Source organism: Pontibacter sp. YIM B11418 (assembly GCF_059278805.1).
In genome coordinates this window covers 44,691-63,997 of record NZ_JCAEMH010000010.1, presented here as the reverse complement: position 1 = coordinate 63,997, position 19,307 = coordinate 44,691, and the positions used below count along the sequence as shown (strand labels likewise).

Here is a 19,307-nt window from a genome sequence, read left to right as displayed (position 1 = left end):
GCGCAGGCCGGCAAAGTCAACCACCTAGCTACCCCGCAAGGGTGGGAGCAGAAGGAAGATCCCTCCGGGGCGCTGGACGGTGGAGGCTGCATTGTCTGTAGTAGAAAGAGGTGGATTCCGCGTCGCTGGCGTGAGGCGATACTTCCCGTAGTTATATATCAATTTTCCTTTTCACGTGTCTGTACAAGTCCTACTGTTCACACCGTGGAGATGGTTGGAATATGGGTTTATAAGCCTTTGTACTTCTTATATAGCTGAAGTACTAGATCAGCCGAAGTGTATCTCTCGTCTACCTAAACTCTTAATCTAAGAAGTCAATCCTAGTATGCTGTAATTAGTTTTATAAGTTGTAATGCTACTCTCAAAGACTCCTCTCTTAATTAAGCATATCCTCATGACCAAAACAAGAGCAGTATCTTCTTTGCTCGTGTGGATTCGAAATTAAAGAACGTTCATTATATAACGACTTCTGTCAATATACCTGAACAAAGAAGGCTGCCTAAAATGGGCAGCCTTCTTTGTTTGGATAGATTACATTGAAAATGATTACGTCAGCATCAGTCGGGCCTTTTACCCGCAATGGCAGTCTTTAAGCTCTCCAGGCTCAAGTATTGATTTGCGAGTTCCCGTAGCTCTTCAGCAGTTACACCCCGAATGGTACTGATGTAATTGTTATAGTGTTCATAAGGCAGCTTATGCAGCACAATGCGTTTATACCTGTCACCCTGTTCGAAGATAGTGGCTATATCATTTAGGAATTTGCCGAGCATATAGCTCTTTACAGTTTGCAATTCATCTTCCGGGACCAACTCTTCCTGTAACTGTTTAATCTCTTTTTGGATCTCTGAGATCGTTTTATCAGTCACCTGGTAGTTAACATCCGTACCAATGAAAAAGAGGCTATCCTGTTCCTTCGGCGATATGGCCGAATAGATGCCATAGGTATAGCCTTTGTCTTCCCGGATATTGCGCATTAGCCTGGAGCCGAAGTATCCGCCCAAAATCTCATTCAACACGACCAGCTTATGGTAGTCCTCGTGCCCAATCAATGGGAACTGCCTGCCAAGCCGGATGGAAGATTGTAGGCTCTCCGGCATCAGGACAAAATCTTCGTGTCTGGCAATATTGCCACTTGGAACTGAAGTCTCACTTGGCGCTCCTGTTAACTGCAGCGTAGCAATTTCTTTTTCCAGAAGTTTTTCCAATTCTTCGTCGATAGCTCCACAGGCAAAAACCTCCAGCTGGTCTGTGGTATACCTGCTCTTGTAGAAGTTTGCCAGTTCATCCTTTGCTATAGTATCCAGCGCATTCTCATCGAGCCCGAACACATAAGGATGGGTTTCGCCATAAACCAGTTTTGTGAAGCTGTGTGTAGCCAGGTAGTTGTTCTTTTGGCGTTGTACCTTTAGGTTTTGTTTATTGCGTTTGCGTAGAAGCTCAAATTCCTCTGCCGGGAAAACCGGGTTCTGCAATACATCAAGCACCAAAGGTAATAGCTCTGGTACGTATTTGCTGAGGCAGTAGAGTGTAAACTCCGAGCGATCATAGCCATGGTTGTGCTCAAAGGAAGCCCCGTAGTATGCTACTTTTTCAGCGATTTGCTTAGCTGTGTAATTCTTGCTGCCTTCAAATAGCATCTTACCGGTCAGGTCAGCCAGGCCGGCACGGTCTTCATACCACTTGCCCGCTTTAAAAACAAAATCCAGCCTGATCACAGGCTGGGTTTCGCTTTTTATAAAATGCAGTCTAGCTCCGTTGCTTAAGTGACTTACTTCAGCTATTTGTAGCGTGACTGCTTCTATTTCATGTATTTCTGGTGCTTTTGTTCTATCAAGCATTCTGTAATTAGTTTTTAATCTAAGTTTAGCGACAAACTGAAACGGATGGTTTCAGCCAAGGGGTTACCCCTTTCGCTCGGAATCAGGTAGGCCGCGTCTATTCCAAATTTCTGGTAGCGCAATCCTACACCTGTTGAGATATACTTTCTGTTGCCCTTCTCCGGATTTTCATAAAAATAACCAAGGCGGGCAGCAAACAGGTTGTTGTACCAATACTCTATACCTCCGGAGAAATTGATCTCCTGCAACTCTTCACTAAAGCCACCCGGCGCATCGCCAAAGGAGGTAAAGATACCACTGATAACTGTCTGTGAGCTGTCAGCACCTGGCGATGGTACCAGTAGTTTGTTAGCATCCAGCACCAGGGTGAGGGAGTTGTACTGATCAAGGTTATACGTAATCGCTGTACCTAATTTCAGGTTAGTAGGCAGAAAATCTTTCTGGTCACCATTGGTATAGGCAATCTTGCCACCGATGTTAGAGATGTTCGCACCCAAACCTAAGTTCAGCGTCTGGGTAATATCGCGGTTGTAATACACACCAACGTCCACAGCGGCTGTGTTGCCTGGCTTCGATTCGAAAGGAGAGGCACCGCCACCTATGGTCACGTTACCTGCCAGGTTAGAGCGGATAAAGCGGGCGCCTATACCTAAGCTGAAATACTCGCTCAAGGCTTGTCCGTAGGCAACTGATAGGGCATATTCCTTAGGGGAGAACTCCGTGATGTCATTACCATTGGCGTCGATAAACTGAATATCACCCAGGTCAAAGTATAGTAACGAAGCGGAAATAGCAGATGTCTCAGAAAGTTTCTTGTAGCCTGACAGGTAGCTGAGCGACATATCGTCTACAATGTTGCGCAACCAGGGAGAATAAGAAAAACTTACGCTCATGTCATTCTGCACAAAGCCTAATTTGGCTGGGTTCCAGTGTGGTGCGTTCGCATCCGGGCTAAGGGCAACACCTGCATCACCCAAACCGGCAGACCGTGCATCAGGCGCTACTGTCAGGATCGGAACGGCAGTGGTTACAGTGCGTGAATCCTGTCCAATGGTAGATGTTTGTGCTGATGCAAAGTGCACTGAGAAGAATGCAGCCACAAATGCAGTGGCTTTTACAAGTAAATTTTTCTTATACATATAGAGGGTGTTGATGCAAAATCAAATATAGAAATATTATAGGATTTTACTAATTCAAGAGCACAAGTTTCTCAAAACTTGTAGCCGTTGCTCCATCATACTGAGAACGTACAATGATTCGGTAAACGTATACGCCGCGGGCTAATGTACTGTTAAATTCGTCTTTTCCGTTCCAGGTTATCTCGGACAAGTGCGACTTACTGGCATTGCTTGCGCCTTGCAGCGTCTTCACCAATTGTCCTGATACGGTAAATATCTGTATATGGATATCTAAGTTTTCGCCTGCTCTGTTATGATCGAAATGAAACGTCGTGTTTGTTGAAAAGGGGTTCGGGTAATTCAGCAGCTGCGTGATGGTCAGCTTTTCGTTGTTGGACACGATAAACTCCAGCTGCTCTTCAGCTGAATTGTTGTGTGTGTCCCAGACCTTTAGCGACATGGTATGCTGACCTTCGGGCAGGTCCTTAAACGGATAACGAATAGTGCCGGACTGGTAACTGTCGCGGTCTGAGGTATAGTAATCGTTCAGCATTATGGCGTGTTCAGTACCTTTATCCAGTATAGCGAGCATCTCGTGGCCTGATCCTATACCTGCTGTGTTCAGCCCGCTTACGTCGAATAGCCTGGCCAGCAATAACGGATTCTGGCTTGTGGTACCACCAGATACAAATGACTCGTCATCCATAAACAGCTTGACCACAGGAGGCGTAGTGTCGATGGCAATACCTGTGGCAGTGCCTCCTATGACAATCGTTGTGTCAGCTCCCATCGCGTCGTGTGCCGCACTGCTGGCGTATAGGCTGATCTTGCCAACTCCATAGCGGCCATCAATGTCTTTGGGAACAACAAAGCTTAGCTCAAAAGCGCCGGATTTAACGGAGGCTTGCCCGTTATACACCATGTTCTCGCGCAGCTGGACAGGTATAGGTTGCTTGCCGCCGGGTATAGTTGGCTCGCCTGTGCGTTCCGGTGTGTTATCGCCCAAGGTACGGCGGGTAGCAGGTTTCTCGAAAATGGTGATGTGCAAAGTGCCTTCAAAATCTGTGGCAATGCTTCCGTCTGCATTGGTTACAACGCCTTTCATACTCACCCTGTCCAGCGCTCTAAGGGTATCGGAGGCAGCCTGTTGGCCATTGATTTGCGTGATGCGGGTCTGCAAGTGCGGATAAGCCAGTTGTTGAGAAGGATCAGCAAGGAGCGTAAAATTCCGGTTGTTCACACCTCTTGAGCCACCAGTCTCTGTCAGACTGCTGTTTTTGGTAAGCCGCACGACATCACCCAGTCGGGGCATGCGACCATCAATTGGATAGAGTGCAGCTTTGAAGAAGTTACGGTTGAGCACCCGGTTATCGTTTGAGAAAGCGGGGCGTGTAGTGGTCAGCAGGCCTATGGCTCCACCCTGTGGATTCAACAGCGCGAGTTCAGCGCCAGAAGCACGTCTTGGGTCGTCGTAGCGGCCAAATTCGCAGGTAGCGGTCAGCAGAAAGGTCAACCGGTCTTCGTTACGCCAATTGTTTATCTGAGGTGCTGTCAGAATCTGTTCCCAAGCCCAGCTGACTTCGTTGCCATGACCGGTATAGTTCACGATCAGTGATCCCTGCTCCACCGCTTTGTCAACCGCGGCGACGGCTGCAGGAGCCTGTTGCTTGTTACCGGCGGTTTGTTGCGGGTATAGGTCCAGGTATACCTTGTTGAGATTGTAGTTGATGTGCTCACGCTCCAGGTAGCTGCTCAGGAACTCGGCGTCGTTCAGGTGCTCGTTATAGTCACCGTCGTCGGCCACAAAAGTCACCTGGCTGCGCCACTTCCCGAAGTGCCCCGGGCTATCGTAAGCGATGATCTTGTCGACCATGGTAGCGGCTTCTGCTGGTGTTTTGACAGGCAACCGGCCTATGCCAATGTCGAGCAGGTGGTCGCCCGTGCTGTTCTCTACCCACTCGCCTTCTTCCGCATCCAGAAAGCCATAATAGTCCTCGGATGAATAGCTGCTGATCGGGTGCAGTGATTGCCGGGACTGGTACACAGGTACAAAATTCGTGTTGTTGGGCAGCCGGTTTTTGTTATCGTAAGACGCATCGCCAAAGAGGAGAAGGTATAGCACATCGTCGCCCTGCTTGCTGCTGCGGTTATAGAGCATGCGCATGTAGTCGCGTATAGCCGTCACGTCCTGGGCGCCCGACGAAAACTCGTTGTATACCTGCGTGGTGGTGACGACCGCAACTTGCATGTTGCTGTGCTGTTGGCGGTGCGCTGCCAGCCGGTTAGCCTCCTGCAGAAAACGAGGATGAGTCAGGATAACGAGATCAAGGCGGCCGTCGAGATTGTGGCTGTGCAGATCCTGGTTGGCTACCCTGCCAAATGCTTTCGGTTTAAGGCCGGTATTATTCCTGAAAGCGACAAATTCTCTGAGGATTTCAGTTGGAGCGCTAAAAATCAGATCAGAGCCAGAAGCGTTTGTCTGCTGCACAACAGGTTGTTGCGGATCTGTCACATCCCATACCTGTGTAGTGGCAGCCGTGCCTGCTAATTGGAAGGTACTTACCGGACTAGCCATACTGGCTACGGAGCGGAAGCTGGTCTGGTCACCGTAGAGCCTGAGCTGACGCTCGTAGTTGACTGTCAGGTAATTCAGGAAGCCAAGGGCTGTGGCGTTGCTGCCTGTGCTGAAGCTGATGCCTACCTTTAATTCTTTCGGTTGCCCGAGTTCCTGCTGGTTTAAGGTATAGGTGCTGCTGCTATTGATGCCTTCCGGATGGTAAGGAAAAGTGCCGCGTCCGCTGATGGCCTGTGTACCTAAGGTATGGCCGTTGAGTCGCAAGGTATAGGAACTCTCTGCCGAGGAGTTGGCCATCAGAAAAGTGGTGAGTTGAACTTCAGAACCCGGCACCAGGTCCGAAGCAGGCAGGCTGATTTCGCGGGAGGTCGTAAAAGCGCTGAAATCCTCGCCATACCATTCCCGTCCGGAGTACACCATGTTCTTCAGGTCACGCTCGTGGTAGAGGCGCTCGTTGTAACTGCTGATAGTTTGGCCTGAACCGCTTGCCTGCCCGCGCTCGCTTACGCGTAGGCCTTTGCCCGTTCCTAACCGAATAAAGTAATAAGCTGTATCGGAGTAGATGTTATGGCTGTGCCGAAAAGCTGGGTTATCTCCCGTGTGTTGCCAGGTATGAGGACCTTGCGCATAAAACAACGCATAATCTGCCTCGTCGAAGCGCCCGTCGGTTTCACCTGCTACCAAGATGGCATTTTCCAAAAGATCATCTGGACGAGGTGCATTGTTTGGCTGCGGGAGCATACCGCCTCCGTTCCCGAACAGTTGTAACGTGCGCGGATCAAGCTGTTGGGTATTGATGCCCAGCGACTGCAGTAGCGCCCTGTCGATGCGGTGTATACCTGACTCGGTTACGCCGATCTTGTACCAGCTGCCTGTGCTGAGAACCGATGATGTGGCAAATTCGCTTTGACTATTTTCTGTGCTCTGTGTAGTATGAGATGGTTGCGCTGTACTTTGCTGAGTGGTTGTTATACCTCCCTGTGCCCTTGCATGAGGGGCTAGCAGGTTGCAGCCAAATAGCAGACAGGTATACAGCAGAGGAAAAATCCGCATGGCAGGCGCAGGTAAATGAAAGGATAATACGCTTTCTAAATTTACAGAAGATTATCCTTTCAGCTAAATAAATCGGCGATAATTGCAGTTACGGAGCAGACAAGTAGGTGGCTGTCTGCCAGTCGTTGGAAGTCGTATACCTTAGCTCTGCTATACCTGCTCCTACCTTAAGCTGATCCTTGTACCGAGCAAAGTATACCCTCTACTCCAGCGGAGAATTTGAAGGGACGGGCGTTTTTTTAAAGATCGACAAGATAACGTAAAGCACGATGATCAAAGGTATGGCGGCGAATTTAGCGAGTGCTAACAAGATAACGGACAGACCAAGGAAAATGAAGCGGATAGCGTTGTCTTTCCAGGTCAGGTTCTTGAATTTAAGCGCAAACAAGGGCAGTTCCGCCACCAGCAGGTATGAGAAAATGACTGTTACCGCCAGCAGAAAATAAGGGTTCAGGATGATGTTGTCGTAGAGGTTGCCGGAGGTGGCCAGTATAAGCGGCAGCGAACCAATAAACATAGAGCATGCCGGCGTTGGCACTCCGATAAATGACTCAGCCTGCCGTGTGTCGATGTTGAATTTAGCCAGGCGCAGCGCCGAGAAGATCGTGATCAGGAAACCGAAAAACGGCAAAATATCAGTTGGTATACCTAGCACAGAAGCTTCGGTCTGCGATAACAGCCCAAACATAATAGCACCCGGTGCGGCTCCAAACGAAACCATGTCCGCCAGCGAGTCGAGCTGCTTTCCGATCTCGGAGTAAGCATTCAAGACACGGGCTATCATGCCGTCCATAAAATCGAAAATGGCTGCTATACCTATGAGGTAGGCGGCATATTCCAGCCGGAAGTTAAAGGCAAAATATAGCGCCAGGCAACCGCAAAACAGATTGATGCACGTGATGGCGTTAGGTATGTGTTTTTTCATCCGGAGGGCTAGCGCAGAAATGGGTTATACTTTTTTTCGTACGCAATGGTGGTTTCAGGTCCGTGACCCGGGTATACCACGGTGTCATCCGGCAGCGTAAATAGCTTGGTTCTGATACTGTTGATCAAGGTATCGAAGTCGCCGCCAGGCAGGTCGGTGCGGCCAATGCTCCCTTTGAACAACACATCGCCTCCGATGCATACTTTGTCAGCGGCGCTGTAGAACACCACATGGCCGGGTGCGTGTCCGGGGGCAAATAGAATCTGAAGCTCGGTGTTGCCAAACGTAATGGTATCGCCTTCTTTCAGGTAATTGGTAGAGGCTTCTATGCCGCTGTACATCTGAAAGCCATAATTCGGGGCGTATACCGGTACTGAGCGCAGCGTCTGCAGTTCGTCCTCGTGTATCTCCAGCTCCACCTTGTAGGTATCGGCCACAAACCTGTTGCCCAGCACATGGTCGATGTGGCAATGGGTGTTGAGCAGGCGTACTACTTTCAGATCGTTTGCTTCGATGTAGCGTTTTAATTCTTGCTGTTCGGTTAGCTCATAGCAACCAGGGTCTACCACCACGCATTCCTTAGTGTCGTCGTGCAGCAGGTATGTGTTTTCCTGGAAGGGGTTAAATGTAAGGCAGGTAACGTTCATGTTCTTCTCGTTCACAGGGCGCGGGCCCACAAATTCGGCTTCTAAGTTACGAACTTCAGGCGTAAGTCGTAAATTGCCTGTATGAATTATGACTTCGTAGTCGTGGGGCATGGCATTGCCGGCGCCACACTGGCCTATACCTTACGCAAACAGGGCCAGCAGGTGCTGGTGATTGACGAGCCCAAAGCCAACTCCGCCTCCCGTGTAGCGGCCGGACTCGTAAACCCGGTGGCGGGCAAGCGTTTCGCCAAGTCCTGGCTCGTGGATACGCTGCTGCCTTATGCCGACAGCTTTTACGACGAACTGGAGACTCGATTCGAGCAGCAGCTTTTCATACATAAACCGATTTACAAAGTATTCTCTACCATAGAGGAGCAGAACAACTGGATGGCCAAAAGCGCCGAAGGCAACTGGAGCGAATATATTGGCGCCACCTATACGCAGAGCACGGGACAGGACGCTTCTATACAAGACCCATTCGGCGGGATCATGATCAGCAAGGGTGGTTACCTGCGCATTGCCGATACGCTGGACCTCTTGCTGCAAGACTTGGAACAGGATAACGCGCTGCTGCCGGAGCGTTTTGAGATAGAACAATTGCAACTGACGGAGCAAGGTATAGCTTACAAAAACATAACAGCAAGGCATCTGGTTTTCTGTGAGGGCTGGCAGGCGGTGAACAATCCGTACTTTAGCTGGTTGCCGCTGCAGCCTACCAAAGGCGAGGTGCTGGAAGTGCAAACACAGGATTTTAACCCGGAGTGCATCTATAATAAAGCCGTTTACGTTGTTCCGGTAGGAGAGGGCCGCTTTAAGATAGGGGCCACCTACAACTGGCGCCAACCCGACGAGCTTCCAACCCCCGAGGGCAAGGAAGAGCTAAGCGAGCGCTTTGAGCAGATTACCACACAAACTTACCAGGTGAGCAGGCACTGGGCCGGTATAAGGCCTGCCGTGCGCAACCGCCGTCCGCTTGTTGGGCGGCATCCGGAGTATACACAACTGAGTGTGTTCAACGGCATGGGATCCAAAGGTGTGCTGATGGCGCCATACTTGGCTGATGTGTTTGCCAAAGCATTGATTGGAGGGGGAGAAATACTGCCGGACGTACACATTTCGAGATATTATTCGTTATATTACGACTACATAAAACACCATAACCCTGAACTCTAAGCGCATGCGTTTTCCTATAAGGTTATTGTTACTGTTCCTGTGCTGCGCTGCGGTAGGCGAAGTGGCTATGGCCCAGCCTAATGTGCAGACTTTTGGCCGGAGCCGAATTCAGTATAAGAACTTCGATTGGAAGCTTTACAGCACCCAGAACTTTAACATATACTTCTACGAAGGCGGTGACCAGTCGGCCCGTAACGCAGCCGAGCATGCCGAGCGCGAACTCAAGCGCATCACCAGTTTTATTGGCTACTATCCTTACTCCAAGATTACGCTCATCGTCTACAACTCGATGACGGATCTGAAGCAAAGCAACATCGGTATGCAGCGCGACCAGTTCCAGACCGGTGGCGAAACGCTCTTTCTCAAAAACAAGCTGGAACTGGCCTACGACGGTACCCAAACCGACTTCAAGCGCGACCTGAGCTACCAGCTGACCGAGCTTCTGTTGAACGACATGATGTATGGCGGCAGCCTGAAAGAAGCCCTGCAGAGCAGCTACTTGCTGCGCCTGCCTGACTGGTTTATCAGTGGGGTGGCGGCTTACACTGCCGAGGGCTGGAGCCTGCGCATGGACAACTACGTGCGCGATATGCTGATGGTGAACAGCAAGGCCCGCATGGAAGACGTGCTGGCCCGTGACCAGCAACTGGGCGGTCAGGCCATCTGGAACTACATTGCGGAGCGCTACGGCTATACCTCCATCCAGAACATTCTCAACCTGACCCGCATTACCCGCGATACGGAGGTGGGCATCACGAGTAGCCTCAACATTCCCTACAAGCGATTTCTGCAGGACTGCCACAACTACTACATGCAGATCAACACCCGCGGCGAGAATCCGCTGGTAAGCCTGCCTGCTGAAAATAAAGTTTTCAAGAAGAACAAAAAAGACATCCACTATACCCAGCCAGTGCTGAACCCGGCCGGGACGCTGATGGCCTATGCCGAAAACGAGAATGGCAGTTACCAGATCATCGTGAAAGAAGTAGGCAGCAACCGCAGTCGTGTGGTATGGAAGAGCGGGTATAAAACTGTAGACCAGCGGATCGACTACAAACTGCCGGTTCTGGCATGGCGTACCAATACCCAGCTTGGTTTTGTGGAGGCAAGACGTGGCCAGATGGTGCTGCGGCAGATCAACTCGACACGTCGCCGTTCCCGTATTCCAATTTTTGACGACATCCGTACCACAGCTGTTACCCTCAGCCAGTTCTCGCAGGTGCGCGATATGAGTTATTCTGAAGACGGCAATACCCTGCTGATAAGTGCGGTGCGCGATGGACAGACGGACTTATACCTGCTCTCCAGCGGCGGTCGTATGCAACAGCAACTCACCAATGATATTTACGACGACATTCAACCGGTTTTCCTGAAAGGAGGCAGTAACAACATCGCTTTCAGTTCCAACCGCTTTGTCGACACAACAGGCCAGACAGCAACAGGAAGTTTCTCGGGTGTGGTGAATAACTACGATATTTTCCTGATGCCACGCGACGGAGGCAGTGCGCGTCAGATCACCTTCTCGATTGCAAGCGAGTTGCGGCCGCGTGCCACAGCAGACGGCAACCTGGTATACCTGAGCGAAGAGACCGGGGTGCGCAGTCTGTACCAGTACAACATCGCCACAGGCGCTCGCCGTCCCTTAACCAACTTCCTGCAGGACATCGAAAGCTACGACCTTAGGGGCGATGCAAATGCCCTGGTGCTGACGGCCACTGACGATGCCCGCAGCTTTGTGTACGCTTTCCCGACATTCAGCCCAACCACCCAGGAGGCACTGCCAAAAACATCCCGCCAGATCATACTGGAAACCCGCGCCAGAACCTCTGCCTCAACTGCCGCCACCGCCCGTAAGATCGTGGAGGGGGCCATACCCAAGAAAACCCAGCGACAGGGAGAGGTAGACATTGAGAACTACCAGTTTGAGAGCGACGCCAAAGAGCAGCAGCAGGCCGAAACGCAGGCAAAAACACAGGTCGCAGCGCCACAGCGTGCCCGCACCACCGACGGCGGTGTGCCCATCGCTGGCCCTGTCGATTATGACTTGCGCTTCAGTGTGCAGGAGGTGATTACGTCGGTATATGCTGATCCGCAACTGGGCTTTGGTATAGTAGGCGGTGTGAACATGAGCGATCTGTTTGAGAACCATCATATCCGGGGCAACGCCTTTGTGCGCACCGACCTGGAAACCAGCCGCATGTTCGCTGAGTACATGAACCTGAAAAATCGCTTCGATATCGGATTGCAATACCGACGCGATGTGATCGTGGGCCAGGCACCGGAGTTTCCGGGCTCTGTGGTGCGCTTCGGTAAACACGAGTTCTCCCCAACACTGGTATACCCGCTTAGCTACAGTACCAGCATCCGCATGCAGCCCCGGTTCGTGAACACACGCTTCACCTATATCAACAGCTTCGTGACGCCAGACAGGGTCGATTACTTCGGTGGCGGCAGTGTGGAATTGGTGTACGACAACTCCGTGGTGCGCGGCGTCAACATGCTGGAAGGCACCCGCATGAAAGCAGGCATCATGAGCCTGAAGAACTTTGAGCACAGCTCGGAGAACTTCAGCAAGTTTTACCTGGATGTACGCCGCTACCAGAAAATACACCGCCAGATCATATTGGCGGGCCGCATCAATTATGGCGCCTTCTTCGGCAATGCACCCAAAAACTTCCTGATCGGAGGGATGGACAACTGGCTTTTTGCATCAGAGGACGACGGTACAGCAACCCGTGAGGATGTCGTGGTAAGCACACCTGCCGACCTCTTTTACCTCGATTACACCACCCCGCTGCGCGGCTTCAATTTCAACGCACGTCGTGGGTCCAAGGTGCTGCTGGCCAATCTGGAGCTGCGTGTGCCTATTGTGCAGTACCTCTATGATGGGCCAATCCCGTCGGGCTTCTTCCGCAACCTGCAGTTTACCGCCTTCGGTGACGCCGGATCGGCCTACAACGGTACCAACCCCTTCACAGGCAACAACTCCATCAACACCCGCGTGATCGGCGGCCGCATTGACCAGACAAACACGAGTCCGTTTGAGATCACGGTGATCAACTACCGCAACCCATTCCTGTTGGGCTATGGTGTGGGAGCACGCACCACTTTGTTCGGCGTGTATGGCAAGGTCGATATGGCCTGGAGTGAGGAAGATGATTCGCGGAGAGGGCCTAAATTTTACATCACTTTAGGTTACGACTTCTAGTAGGGGCATGAACCGGAAAACCAAACGATTTGGTATTGGCTTTATTCTGGTACTCGGACTGGCGGCCGCCTGGCTGCACATGGCCGACAAAAACTATGTGTACAAGGCGCTATACCATAACTTCGCTGATATTGACGACAACCTGATTTTTCATCAGCGTAGGATAGAGACAGCCGACACGCCACAGCCCTGGCCGCTTGCCACCAGGTATAACCAGCTTTCCCCTCCAAAAGAGCTACAGCAGCTCCACGAACAATTAGAGTCAGTGGCTTTTGTGGTCGTGCACCGCGACTCGCTGCTGTATGAGCAGTACTGGGATGGCTATTCGGAAGAGTCGCTGAGCAATTCCTTCTCGGTGGCTAAGAGTATTGTGAGCATCCTGGTAGGTATAGCTCTGCAGGAAGGGGCGATACAAAGTATAGACCAGCCGGTAGGGGACTTTTTGCCAGAGTTCAAAGAAGGAGCCAAGGCAAAAGTCACAATCCGGCACTTGCTCTGGATGAGTTCCGGCTTGAACTGGGATGAATCCTATGCTAACCCGCTTTCCGTTACCACAGAAGCCTACTATGGATCTGACCTGAAGAAAGTAGTCCGAAGGCTGGAAGCGGTGGAGGAACCGGGGCGGAAGTTCTCTTATAAAAGCGGGGATACCCAGGTACTGGGATTCGTGCTGGAAGCGGCCACCGGGCAGAACCTGGCGGACTATGCCGAGGAAAAACTGTGGCGTCCGCTGGGAGCCGAGCAAAAAGCCGAGTGGAGCATCGACCACCCGCTTGGCAATGAGAAAGCCTACTGCTGCTTCTTCTCCAATGCCCGCGATTTCGCCCGTATCGGCCAGCTGTACCTGCAAAATGGCGTCTGGCAGGACGATACCCTGGTTTCGCCGGAGTACGTGCAGGCCTCCATTACCCCAAGCGGCCTGACCGATGCCAACACTGGCAAACCGACTACGCACTATGGCTACCAGTGGTGGCTGTTGCCGGATTACAAAGGCCAGTTTGTATTTTACGCGCGCGGCATATTGGGCCAGTATATTATTGTCATACCTGAGAAAGAGCTCGTGATCGTGCGGCTCGGCAAAAAGCGGGGAGAACGCCAGGACGGCCATCCTTCGGAGGTCATGGCCATGATTGATGCTGTAAACCAGATGGTGCCCTAGTTGTAATGCCTTGCTCTAAGCAAGGGCCTTCAACTAATATTTTCCCTACAGTAGTGGAGGCGCCATTACGGTGCCAGTTTTAAGCTTTTGGCTTTCCGGCTGCGTATAAGTGAGGAATTATACCTAATTTGCCGGAACATCATACTTTAAAGTGCTTATGTTGCAGTCCATGACAGGCTATGGCAGTGCCCGCCTCGATACTGACCAGTATTCCCTCCACGTCGAAATCAGATCGCTCAATTCTAAGAGTATGGACCTGACCGTGCGTCTGCCACGCTTCCTCTCGGAGCATGAGTACGAGATACGCACCATGCTAACAAAAGCGCTTGTGCGCGGCAAAGTGAGCATCTGTGTTGACTATACCAAAAACAAAGCGCAGCGAGCCAAGAGCAATATCAACAAAGAGCTGCTCAGGGCCTATTACGAAGAGTTGAATACTGCCGCTGACATGGTGGGAGGCTCTAAAAACGATCTTTTCCGACTGGCCCTGCACATGCCGGATGTGCTGCAGCAGGACCAGGGCGAAGATGAGGATGGCGAAGCTGATTGGGATACCGTGCAGCCACTGGTAGAGCAGGCGATCGAGAGCATCAACGTATTTCGGGCCGACGAAGGGAAAGCTTTAACCACTGAGATTATGTCCTACATCGATCGTATCCGGATACTGCTGGCCGAGGTGGAGAAGCAGGACCCGGTGCGTATGGAGCATATCCGCAACCGCATCAAAAATCACATCATTGAAGTGTCAACCTCCGAGCATTACGATCAGAACCGTTATGAGCAGGAGATGATCTACTATATGGAGAAGCTCGACATTGCGGAGGAAAAGGTTCGCCTGATCAACCACCTGCACTACTTCACCGAAACGGTATACCTGCCAGAGCCAACGGGCAAGAAGCTGGGTTTCATTTCGCAGGAAATTGGCCGAGAAATAAACACGATCGGCTCTAAAGCCAACGATTCGGCCATACAGCATCATGTGGTGGAAATGAAAGAGGAACTGGAGAAGATAAAAGAACAGGTCAACAACATTCTGTAGCAACACCAGCTACAGCGCTTACCTAAAGCAGCTACCCACAGGTAGCTGCTTTTTTTTGTGACCATACGTTGGAATGTAGCCTTTTGGGATCGATGTTTTAACACATATGGAAGAAGAGAAAAGTGCATGAATTTTTTTTTAATTTTTTTAATTTTTTTTCAGCTGCGGGTGCTCGATGTTATTGCAACCCAGTTTCATAAGCATACTTAAATTCTTATATAAATTATATTTAATGTTTGTTATGTTCGAAACCTTTTTTCGAGCTCATAAACACTGTTAAAACGCTGGTTTTCAGTAATTTCTGGGTGTTGTTTAGTGGGTTTCTTTCTTATATATTTCGTCCATGTTTAACTATAAAAATATATTTTAATGAAAACAACACGTTTACTTTCGCTCCTGGCCCTCGCGGTCATGTTTGGTTTCTCCTCTTGCCAGAAAGAAGAAGCCGATGTAACAGCCAACGAGATTTCACCCCTTGCTATGGCTAAAATTTCAGAGATGGGTTTCAACACAGACAATGTGCAGCGCACTGAAGGTGGCTACATTGTGGAAGGTGACATCTTCTTCTCTGAGAGCGACCTGCAAACCTCTCCTGAAACCACTGCCCTGCGCGTGGGTGAGGAGGAGCAGTACCGCACCAACAACCTGGTAAGCGTGGGCACCAGCCGCACCATCAACGTGGCCATCACCACCAGCCTGCCTTCTTCCTATGTAACGGCGCTGGACGAGGCCATCCGCCGCTTTAACGCAGAGAGCCTGCGCCTGAAGTTCCGCCGCGTGTCTTCCGGCTACAACATCCTGATCTCGAAGGCGCCAAGCGGTTCCTCTTATCTGGCCTCGGCTGGCTTCCCGTCTGGTGGCAACCCTTACAACTCCGTGAAGGTGAACTCTGACTACCTGGGCACCAACCCGGGCACCAACTACCTGGCCACGATCCTGGCGCATGAGATCGGTCATACCATCGGCTTCCGCCACACCGACTACATGAACAGAGCCTACAGCTGTGGTGGTTCGTACTACAATGAGGGCGCCTCTACCGTAGGTGCTGTGCACATCCCGGGCACGCCAACCGGCGCCGATCCGAACTCCTGGATGCTGGCTTGCATCGGTACGGGTGTGAACCGCTACTTTAACTCAAACGACAGAACTGCCCTAAGATACCTGTACCAGTAGTCGGGTTCTAAATGCTAACAGAAAGGCATAGTCCCTCGAGAGGGGCTGTGCCTTTTTTTGTGCCCCTGATTGTGCAGGTATAGGTATATCTGCTACGCCTGCTATAGTGGCAGATAGGTATAGGTATAGGTATAGGTATAGGTATAGGTATGCGGCTCGGGAAGAAGAGACAGGTGGTCCTATACCTGACATAGAATGGGTAGATGTGGCTTTACTGCACCAGCATTTTACTCGACAGGACGTTGCCTTTGTCAGTGGTCAACCGGAGGATGTAGAGCCCGGGCAGGAGGCCTTTGGTCTGTAGTTCCTTCAGCATGCCTGTTTCCTGCGATTCCCGCACCGGCCTGCCCAGGTGGTCTATTACCTGCAATCTTACAGTCTCGCTTTCCATGGCTACAAACACGGTTTTGCCAGCCGCTACCGGATTAGGATATACCTGCACAAAGTTTTGCGGGGTATGAATTACGATCTCTTCCTGGCTGTAGATCGTTTTACCATCCACAGTGGTCGCGCTGGCACGGTATACATTTCGGCCAGGTGTGGGTTTTTCGTCCAGAAGTTGGTATTGCAAGTTGGTCGAAGGAACGCTGGTTTGCACTGCCTTAAAGTTACCTTTCTCCAGGCGCTCAAGTCGGATGTTTGCCAACAAGTACGCGGTACTGAGGCCCAGAGAAAATTGGGCTTTGTCAGGGGTAACCAACTGGTGCGCCTGGAAGCTGCTTATGTAGCAGGGAGATGATTCAGAAGCTGCAGCGATGCTTCGACTGTAGGCTGCCTGGGTGCCCTGAATGAGAGGCGCTACTGCCAGGTAACTCCCCTGTAGCATGCTTCTATCGATAATGGCAAGGGTGTCTGATGTCTTCAAAAGTGGCTCCAAGTGAGTCGCACCTAGCTGGAATAATTGGTACTCCTGCGCATTGGGCTGTCTGGACCAGTGCACCATCACCTGCTTCCCGCAGTTAAAACCGATCTGCAGATCCGAAGGCCGGGCGAGGATAAACTCTTCTGTTTGCAAAGCTATACCTTCATGAAGCAGGCGCAGTTGCGCCCGCGCCGCCGTATCAGGCGTTTGCCAGGTATAGCTGCCCTGAATCATGTCTATGCCCTCGGCGATGGAATACCAGGTATCGGATCCATGCAGGCGGTACTGCAGCTTGGCATACCCAGCAACGGTGCCGGACTGCCAGGCAAGCCGGTTGGGCTGGCCAGCTATGAGTGTAGAGGCAGCGACAGGGTATAGCCACTCTGTGCCCTGCTCCAGTTCATACACCAGACTAAAATCTTGTACCCCCTGCGCTACACGGAAACCGGATATCTGCAAGGTATAGGTGCCGGCTGCCGGCGCTTCAATCGTGACCTGCTCTACGTTGTTCAGGCGGTCCACGCTGCGGCGGGCCGGCTGCTGTAGGGAGTCGGGGTGAGGGAAAGTGCTCAGGACCCAGGGCTGCCAACTCTTATCGGAAGGCGTAAGGCGCAGCACCAGATCCAGGTCATTGACAAGCGCTTTTTCAGCGTTGGGCTCCGCTTCAGTGTCATGCCATACCAGCGTCGCCTTCAGACGCCGTACTCCTTTGGGCACAGTCAGTTGAAAAGTGCGCGTTTGGCCTGCTGCCACCGCATCCAGTTTGAAGCGTTGTGCTTTAATGCTTCGAAGTGCCCCGAGGGCATCGGCATTGCCAAAGCCTGAGGCGAAATCGGGACCAGGGTTCCCCGCATCCTCTGCACTATTGATCAAGGCGGCTTTTACCAGCGAAGCCGGCGGCAGACTGCCGTGTAGTGCTTTGTAAAGCTGCTGTACCAGCAAGGCTATACCTGAGACCACCGCAGCTGATTCCGAAGTGCCCGCAGCGCCATGCGCCACCAGTTCCGGTTTGATGCGGCCATCGTAGGCAGGGCCCTTGGAACTGCGTATACCTACCTGCCCATCCGGGTCCAGTGCCCCGACGCTCAGTGTGTTTTTGGAAGTCTTGAATTGACCGGTCAGGTTGGCTATACCTGGCAGGTTGGCATAGGTGCCGCTTGTCTCGGCTTTGTCGCCGCTGTTGCCAGACGAAAATATGTGAAGCAGTTCCGGATGCTGGAAGCTTTGCTGGTCGTAGGCCTGTGCTTCCAGTCCGTAGTAGTTCTCCACACCCACGCCATACGAGTGGTTCTGCACGCTTATATCCTGGCTCAAAAGGGTTTCGCTGTCGTCAGGGAACAGCTCTTCGAAACTGGAGTGAGCGATATGGGCATGCTGCGTCACACCTTTGCCATTGGGACCCGTGTTGCCTGCACCAGCTATCAGGGTGGCCATGGTGGTAGCGTGCGAACTGTGGTTTCCCGCTATGGACTGCGGATCCACAACGCGGCCCTGCAGGTCGATATCGGTTGGGTCGAAGGCAGCCTCTTTCACTGACACGGCCATACCTTGTCCGGCTATATCCCGAAAGGCCCCATGTGCCGCATAAATATTGTTCACCACGAAATCAGTGTCTTTCAGCTCCAGTTCCTCCACGGCACGGCGGTTAGGCTTGTCCACATAAAGCACTTCAGGCGAAGCGGCCAGTTGTAACAGTTGCGCTGGTTTAATGCCGGTTATCAGCAGGGTATTGCCTTGTGCGCCGGACTCTTTTACAGTGGCATTGAGTTGTTGCTGTTGCAGCCAGGTAAAGAACGCTTTCTTGCTGGATACCTGTATTCGGTACGAGGCAGCAGGAGCGGCCTGATGGAGTTGCTGCAGGTGAGGTGCGAGCTTGTGGGCTATTTGCCTCGGAAGCAGGGCTTGTTGTGCCTGCAACTGGAGCGGGAGCAGCGCCAGCAGGTAAAGTACAGGTATGCAAAGTGTTTGTTTCAGTTGGTAGCGTGGTGGCATAGAGCGGACGTAAGTGTAAAGCTCAGTTTCTAACTTAATAGAATAGCACTAAAGCTACTCAATCGCTACCATATAGGCAATAGCGAATAAAGCCTGATCTGCTGAAAATCAAGCCTATACCTGTGTTTGAACACGAAGAATTATTGGAGAGATAGCCTGCTTGCGCTACAATTGGTAGATCCACTTAAAGAGCAGGATGCCAATTATACAGCCAATGGTGTTGCTTAGCACATCTACAATATCGCCCTGGCGGCCAGGTACAAAAAAGTGCTGCAATAGTTCGATCGCGATGCCAAACATAGAGCTCACGAAAAAAGCCGTGCGGATGGCGAAGAGTTGCACACGCATGTAGGTATACTGCTTTTTGAGGCCCACCACCATCAGGTACGTGAGCACGGCAAACATAAAAGCGTGGGCAAACGAATCAAAAGAGAAAATCTCCCAGATGGAAAGGGAGGGCATAGAAGAGGAGGGCAGCAGCGTCAAAACCATGATCACTGCTGCCCAAATGATGGTAAAGAAATTATACCGTAGGATCAAGCCTG

Annotated in this window: 13 protein-coding genes; 5 read left to right on the top strand and 8 right to left on the bottom strand. The window is 51.5% G+C overall.

The genetic code is table 11. The features are described from left to right. Nucleotides 1-557: 557 nt before the first annotated feature. From AC4QZR_RS19460 to AC4QZR_RS19440, 5 genes are all read right to left on the bottom strand, one after another. Nucleotides 558-1,838 (bottom strand): M16 family metallopeptidase, encoded by a 1,281-nt coding sequence (locus AC4QZR_RS19460; protein WP_494482403.1) that lies wholly within the window; start codon nucleotides 1,836-1,838, stop codon nucleotides 558-560. Nucleotides 1,839-1,852: 14 nt separating this feature from the next. Beyond that, nucleotides 1,853-2,977 carry a type IX secretion system outer membrane channel protein PorV gene (gene porV / locus AC4QZR_RS19455; protein WP_494482402.1) on the bottom strand — a complete coding sequence of 375 codons (1,125 nt, stop codon included), beginning with the start codon at nucleotides 2,975-2,977 and terminating at the stop codon, nucleotides 1,853-1,855. Nucleotides 2,978-3,026: 49 nt separating this feature from the next. Next, on the bottom strand, nucleotides 3,027-6,584 hold the full coding sequence (gene porU, locus AC4QZR_RS19450) for a type IX secretion system sortase PorU (protein WP_494482401.1): 3,558 nt from the start codon (nucleotides 6,582-6,584) through the stop codon (nucleotides 3,027-3,029). A gap of 202 nt (nucleotides 6,585-6,786) precedes the next feature. Beyond that, on the bottom strand, nucleotides 6,787-7,509 hold the full coding sequence (gene pssA / locus AC4QZR_RS19445) for a CDP-diacylglycerol--serine O-phosphatidyltransferase (RefSeq protein WP_494482400.1): 723 nt from the start codon (nucleotides 7,507-7,509) through the stop codon (nucleotides 6,787-6,789). 8 nt (nucleotides 7,510-7,517) lie between these two features. Further along, entirely contained in the window at nucleotides 7,518-8,156 is a 639-nt protein-coding gene (locus AC4QZR_RS19440; RefSeq protein WP_494482405.1) for an MBL fold metallo-hydrolase, read from the bottom strand. An 81-nt stretch (nucleotides 8,157-8,237) separates the two neighbouring features. On the opposite strand from AC4QZR_RS19440, the gene AC4QZR_RS19435 reads away from it, so the two are divergent. From AC4QZR_RS19435 to AC4QZR_RS19415, 5 genes are all read left to right on the top strand, one after another. Next, nucleotides 8,238-9,329, top strand: coding sequence for an NAD(P)/FAD-dependent oxidoreductase (locus tag AC4QZR_RS19435; protein WP_494482399.1), 1,092 nt, complete (start codon nucleotides 8,238-8,240; stop codon nucleotides 9,327-9,329). Between the two features lie 4 nt (nucleotides 9,330-9,333). Then, nucleotides 9,334-12,537, top strand: coding sequence for a hypothetical protein (locus AC4QZR_RS19430; protein WP_494482398.1), 3,204 nt, complete (start codon nucleotides 9,334-9,336; stop codon nucleotides 12,535-12,537). A 7-nt stretch (nucleotides 12,538-12,544) separates the two neighbouring features. Continuing rightward, nucleotides 12,545-13,696, top strand: a complete 1,152-nt coding sequence (locus AC4QZR_RS19425) for a serine hydrolase domain-containing protein (protein WP_494482397.1) — start codon at nucleotides 12,545-12,547, stop codon at nucleotides 13,694-13,696. A 157-nt stretch (nucleotides 13,697-13,853) separates the two neighbouring features. Beyond that, complete coding sequence (locus AC4QZR_RS19420; RefSeq protein WP_494482396.1) at nucleotides 13,854-14,735, top strand: YicC/YloC family endoribonuclease; 882 nt, start codon at nucleotides 13,854-13,856, stop codon at nucleotides 14,733-14,735. A gap of 369 nt (nucleotides 14,736-15,104) precedes the next feature. Continuing rightward, complete coding sequence (locus AC4QZR_RS19415) at nucleotides 15,105-15,908, top strand: M57 family metalloprotease (protein WP_494482395.1); 804 nt, start codon at nucleotides 15,105-15,107, stop codon at nucleotides 15,906-15,908. On the opposite strand, the gene AC4QZR_RS19410 is transcribed toward AC4QZR_RS19415, so the two are convergent. The 3 genes from AC4QZR_RS19410 to AC4QZR_RS19400 form a co-directional block, all read right to left on the bottom strand. Further along, nucleotides 15,888-16,100 (bottom strand): hypothetical protein, encoded by a 213-nt coding sequence (locus AC4QZR_RS19410; protein ID WP_494482394.1) that lies wholly within the window; start codon nucleotides 16,098-16,100, stop codon nucleotides 15,888-15,890. The genes AC4QZR_RS19415 and AC4QZR_RS19410 overlap by 21 nt on opposite strands. Before the next feature lie 19 nt (nucleotides 16,101-16,119). Continuing rightward, a complete protein-coding gene (locus AC4QZR_RS19405) occupies nucleotides 16,120-18,762 on the bottom strand; it encodes a S8 family serine peptidase (protein ID WP_494482393.1) in 2,643 nt (880 codons plus the stop codon). A 165-nt stretch (nucleotides 18,763-18,927) separates the two neighbouring features. Next, on the bottom strand, nucleotides 18,928-19,302 hold the full coding sequence (locus AC4QZR_RS19400; protein WP_256488483.1) for a VanZ family protein: 375 nt from the start codon (nucleotides 19,300-19,302) through the stop codon (nucleotides 18,928-18,930). Nucleotides 19,303-19,307: the final 5 nt, after the last annotated feature.